5 protein-coding genes are annotated in these 4638 nt (G+C 67.4%); all 5 read right to left on the minus strand.

Annotation, left to right across the window (positions count from 1 at the left end; all coding sequences use genetic code 11):
• Positions 1-1320 (minus strand): PPE domain-containing protein (locus tag ABTZ89_RS35955; protein ID WP_351053406.1); only part of this gene is annotated, 1320 nt, incomplete at its 3' end.
• A gap of 18 nt (positions 1321-1338) precedes the next feature.
• On the minus strand, positions 1339-1851 hold the full coding sequence (locus tag ABTZ89_RS35960) for a DUF3558 family protein (RefSeq protein WP_270950264.1): 513 nt from the start codon (positions 1849-1851) through the stop codon (positions 1339-1341).
• 20 nt (positions 1852-1871) lie between these two features.
• A complete protein-coding gene (locus tag ABTZ89_RS35965) occupies positions 1872-2282 on the minus strand; it encodes a hypothetical protein (RefSeq protein WP_270950265.1) in 411 nt (136 codons plus the stop codon).
• Positions 2283-2689: 407 nt separating this feature from the next.
• Positions 2690-3196, minus strand: coding sequence for a DUF3558 family protein (locus ABTZ89_RS35970; RefSeq protein ID WP_270950285.1), 507 nt, complete (start codon positions 3194-3196; stop codon positions 2690-2692).
• A gap of 156 nt (positions 3197-3352) precedes the next feature.
• The gene (locus ABTZ89_RS35975) at positions 3353-4552 is read right to left on the minus strand and encodes a DUF2207 domain-containing protein (protein WP_351053409.1); all 1200 of its coding nucleotides are present in this window, start codon (positions 4550-4552) and stop codon (positions 3353-3355) included.
• Positions 4553-4638 lie beyond the last annotated feature (86 nt).

Here is a 4638-nt window from a genome sequence, read left to right on the forward strand (position 1 = left end):
GGCACCCATGCCGCCGCGACCGCCGGCTGCGCCTCGAGCCCCAGCGCCAGCAGCACCGGCGCCACCACCAGCACCAGCACCGAGCCCGCCAGCACCGGCCTTGCCACCGGCACCCAAGCCAGCACCAGCACCACCAGCGCCGCGTCCCATGCCACCGGCGCCCATGCCGCCAGCCCCAGCGCCGCCAGCGCCCATGCCACCGATCATCCCGGCGCCCATGCCACCGCCGGCGCCACCAGGACCGAGACCACCACCGGCGCCACCGGGACCAAGCCCTCCGGGGCCGCCGATCCGGCTGGGATCGGTGCCGGCCCACTGGCTGTCAGTCCCGGACGGCGGGGTGTAACCACCTGGGCCGCCGATACCACCGGGTCCACCGCCGATCCCGCCAGGACCGCCACCGGTGCCGGTGCCGCCCGGGCCGAAGCCACCGCCGCCGGGGCCAACACCGCCGCCACCTGGACCAACGCCACCGCCGCCACCGCCGCCAGTGCCCGGACCGGGGCCACCGCCGCCGGGACGGCGTCCCCAGTCGGTGGGCTCCTGCGGGGGTGGTGGCGGCGGGGTGACGATCTGCCCGTCGGGCTTCTGGTACGCGGGCATCTGGCTGTCGACGTTGGTGAACGTGGGGCTGTAGACGCGCCCCATCGTCTCCTGCGCGGCCTTCTCGGCCTCCTCGCGCTCCTTCATCTGCGCGAGCGCGTCACCACCACCACCGAGCGGCCCACCAGCGAGCGTCGAGACGGCGGTCCGCCCCCAGCTGTGCCCCTCCGGCTCCGGCACGGTGGCCTTGACCTGACCAGCCGCCGAACCAGCGGACTTCAGGTTGTTGCCGGTCATCTCGAAGGCGTTGCCGCTGCCTTCCATCCAGTTCTTGACCGGCTCACCGAGAGTCTTGGCCTGATCAGCGGCTTCACCCTGCCAACCGCCGCTGATGATTTCCTTGAGCTTGGAGTCGAACTGAGCACCGCGCTCGTGAAGGGCCTTTCCCAGTTTCACCCAGGCATCAGCAGATTCGCCGACCCGGTCTTCCTTGATGCTGTCCTGGTTCGTCTTGTAGATGTCAGCGTGGCTGAAGCCCGACCAGTTCACGCACTGCGAGATCCCGGGCGGGTCGTACCCGGTAACGCCGTCCTGCAGCGCTTGGTTGCGCTGCTCCAGCGCGTTCCGTTCGTTCTGACCGGCCTCCGTCGCCTGCTTGGCACGCTCCTTGGCCTCCTTCTGGGCCACGGTGTCGTACCCGAAGACATCAGCACCGGCGTCGTGAATGGTGTTCCCGACGTCCTTGATCCGGTCCCCGACCCAATCCCCAAATCCCATGACTCCCCCTAGCTCCTATCACTCAGGAAGTCTCGAAGCGGTCTGATTGGCGATCTTCTCCGCCTCAGCGCAGGCGTCCACGGAGTCGCGACGCGTGCCGTCGACCATGTAGATCGCTACCCCGCCACCAGCGTCGACGAGCACCGTGCAGCTGCCCTGTCCAACCGTGCCAGGTTCATTGGCGATCGCAGCCGAGCGGCCGCCAATGGTCTTCTTGTCGTAACGCTCCCAGCTCCCGCTCTGCTGATACGACGCAACGGACTCTTCGGCGTTCTTCTGCAGCGCGAGGCCCATCTGGTCCCCATCCCACTTGCAGCCCGGCTCGGACTTCACCGGCGAGAAGTCCTCGCTCTGCGTCGACAGCCCCCACGAGGTCAACTCGCCAGGCTCGAAGAACGTGCACGGATCGAAGCTCGCCAGACCAGCCCCAGCGGCAGCCGAAGTCGGAGACTCTTCCGAACCGCTGGAGCTGCCGCCGCCCGAGCAAGCGGAAAGCCCGAGCAGAGACGCCCCTGCAACTGCCGCGATCACAGACCGGGAAAGTGCACTCACTACATACCTCGCTGAATGTCCTGGGCGTGCTGTTCGTCGATGGCACGGTAGTCTTTCGCCGCAGCGCGATAGGCATCCGCCATCTTCTGCAGCTCGTCTTGCATCTGGCGAATCATGGCGAACGCGCCAGCACCACCATCATTGGCTTTCGTTTCAAACCGGTGAGTCAGGTCCTGACCATCCGGGTAGTTGCCAAGCCCCTCGATGCGCGCGATTGCTCGCGCTTCCTGGATCAAGCTACGAAGCTCGCGGATCTCGTCCTCGCAGTGCTTCGCGGCCCTCTCCGCAGCATCCGGCTCCAGGGCGAGCTTGCCCGCTCCGGCCTGCTGGTTCACCCAGTTCGTCTGTGCCGCGACAGCTTGGATCCCCGCGGCCGCCCCAGCGAAGCCCGCACTCTCAGCGCTTGCCATCCCAGATCCCTCCGGACTCTGCGATCTCCCCCAATAACCCGTGGACACTCTAGCCTGACGCAGGCCGGACCGGAACGGTTCCCACCAGCATTGATCCCGTCCGATATCACCCGTTCAGCCGCAGTCCACGACGTTGGGCTGGCCGCAAAGCATCGAAACGGCGGTCCGCCCAGCTGGATCCCTCTGGTTCGATCCGTGGTCTTAGCCTGATCAGCGGCCTCACCTCCCAATCTCTGCTGATGATCTCCTCGAGTTTGGAGTTGACCTAGGACCTGCGCCGGTCAAACGCCTTGCCCAGCTTCGCCCGGGTTTCAGCGGTCTTGCCGACATCACCTTCGTTTGGTTCCGCTCCTGATCAACAGCTTTCGTCGGCTGCTCCGCAGCACGCTCCTTGGCTTCCTTCTGTGCTACTCGGGAAGTCTTGGCTCGATCTGCCGCGCGACCTTCTCCGCCTCACCGCACGGATCAGCGACCGAATCCTTCATCAGGCCCGTCACCGTCACCGTGACCGTGCCACTTCCAGCGTCGATGAACGCTGAACAAATGCCTTGACCTTCCGATCCCTTGGTCACACCGGTCGCAGCTTTCCTGCCGCTGACCTCGAACGGCTTCAGCGAGTCGAAGTTGCCCTTCTTCGTGTAAGCGTCGAACGGGGTGCCGGGAACCTTGTAGAGCGTGACGTCCTTGTCGTCGCCCTGGAAGTTGCATCCCGGCTCGGTGTCGACCGTGCTGTCCGGCTCACCCGGGCCCTTCACGCCGAAAGCGGACAGCTCGTCCGCGGTGAAGAAGTTGCAGACGTCGAGGTCAGCCAACCCTGAACTCTTGGCCTCGGAGGTCTGCTGCTGCTCATCGCTTCCAGTTGCCCCGCCAGAACAGGCGGACAGCCCAACCAACGCCAGACCTGCGGTCACCACGATCAAAGACCGGGAGTACAAGCTCACTGCATACCTCGCTGAATGTCTTGGGCCTGCTGTTCGTCGATGGTTTGGAACGGTTCCCACCAGCATTGATCTCGTCCGGTATCACTCGTTCAGCCGCAGTTCGGGACGTTGCGGCTGGCTGGGACGGGTTCAGGGCTTCAGGGTTGCGTTCAGGCTGGTGACGAGGGTTGGGAAGGTTCGGCGGAAGTTCTGGAGGTCGGGGGCCGCTTCCGGGGTTGCATACCAGTAGAGGCCTGGGGTTCCGTCCGCTGCCGGGTCGAGTTCGGCGAATTCCGCCAGCCAGCGGTCCGTTTCGCCGAGGACCACCGCGTACGGGAGGGAGCGGGAGAACACCGTTTCCCGGTCCGCCGGGGGCAGGGAGTTCGCCGCGGCGTCGTGGAGGTAGCCGCGCAGGCCTCGGACCTGCATGACCAGGGCGCTGCCGCGGCGGGTTCGGGCCGGCATCAGGCGGGCGCTGGCCACCATCGCGATGCCGCCGAGCACCACGCCGAGGCCGAGGAGGGCGACCGAGGTCGTCAGCGCCAGGGCCGCGGTGAGCGCCGCGCCGCCGATCGCGACGCCGATCCCGCTCCACCAGAACAGGTTTCGGTCCGAGTCCGGGCGGCGGGCGAACCACTCCTTGTCCACGACCTCCGCGTACAGCGCGTCGCGCACCTGGTTCAGGTTCAGGCCGCGCAGCTGGGACAGGCGGACTTCCGGCGCCCGACCGACCAGCAGGTCGTAGACCGCGCGCTCGTAGGGGCGCAGCGCCTCGTCCGGCGGGTTGATGCGCGCGAAACGCCAGTCCTGGCCGGGCAATTCCTCGATCCACAGGTAGTTGCGGACCGCGAGGTCGATGATCGTCGCCGTCACGTCGACCGGGTCGACCCGTTCGTCGACGACCGTGCCGATCTCGCCGGGCAGCACGCCGTCCGGGGAGGCGAAGGTGACGCCGCCGCGCTCGTCGGTCATCAGCACCTCGACGCGCCCCACGTCGTCACCGAACGCGTGCGCGTCGCGGCCCCGGACGTACCAGACCAGGCCGAGTCCGCCGATGAGCACCAGGCCGATCGCGGCCAGCCCGACTCCGGTGCCCGGGGTCAGCGAGAACGCTTTCGCCAGGCTGAAGTACTGCTCGGTCACCGCCGTCGCCGGGACGGTGCCCGCCGGGAGCTTGAAGGTGATGTCCATCCGGTCTCCGGGTTCCAGCCCGGAGGTCATCGCCCGCATCTCCTGGGTGTGGGAGATCTCGAACTGGTCGCAGCGGTGCTCGCTGCCCAGCGGACCGGCGAGGCACACGATCGCCTGCGGCACCCGCGGCGACAGCAGCGACACCTCGATGCGCTGCACCGGCACGCTCCAGCCGCCGGACACCTGCCAGCGCGATGGTCGCCGTGGAGGCGTTGACGATCATCACCGCGGTCGAGGTGGCCACC

The organism is Saccharopolyspora sp. NPDC002686 (assembly GCF_040295745.1).
Lineage (GTDB): Bacteria > Actinomycetota > Actinomycetes > Mycobacteriales > Pseudonocardiaceae > Saccharopolyspora > Saccharopolyspora oryzae.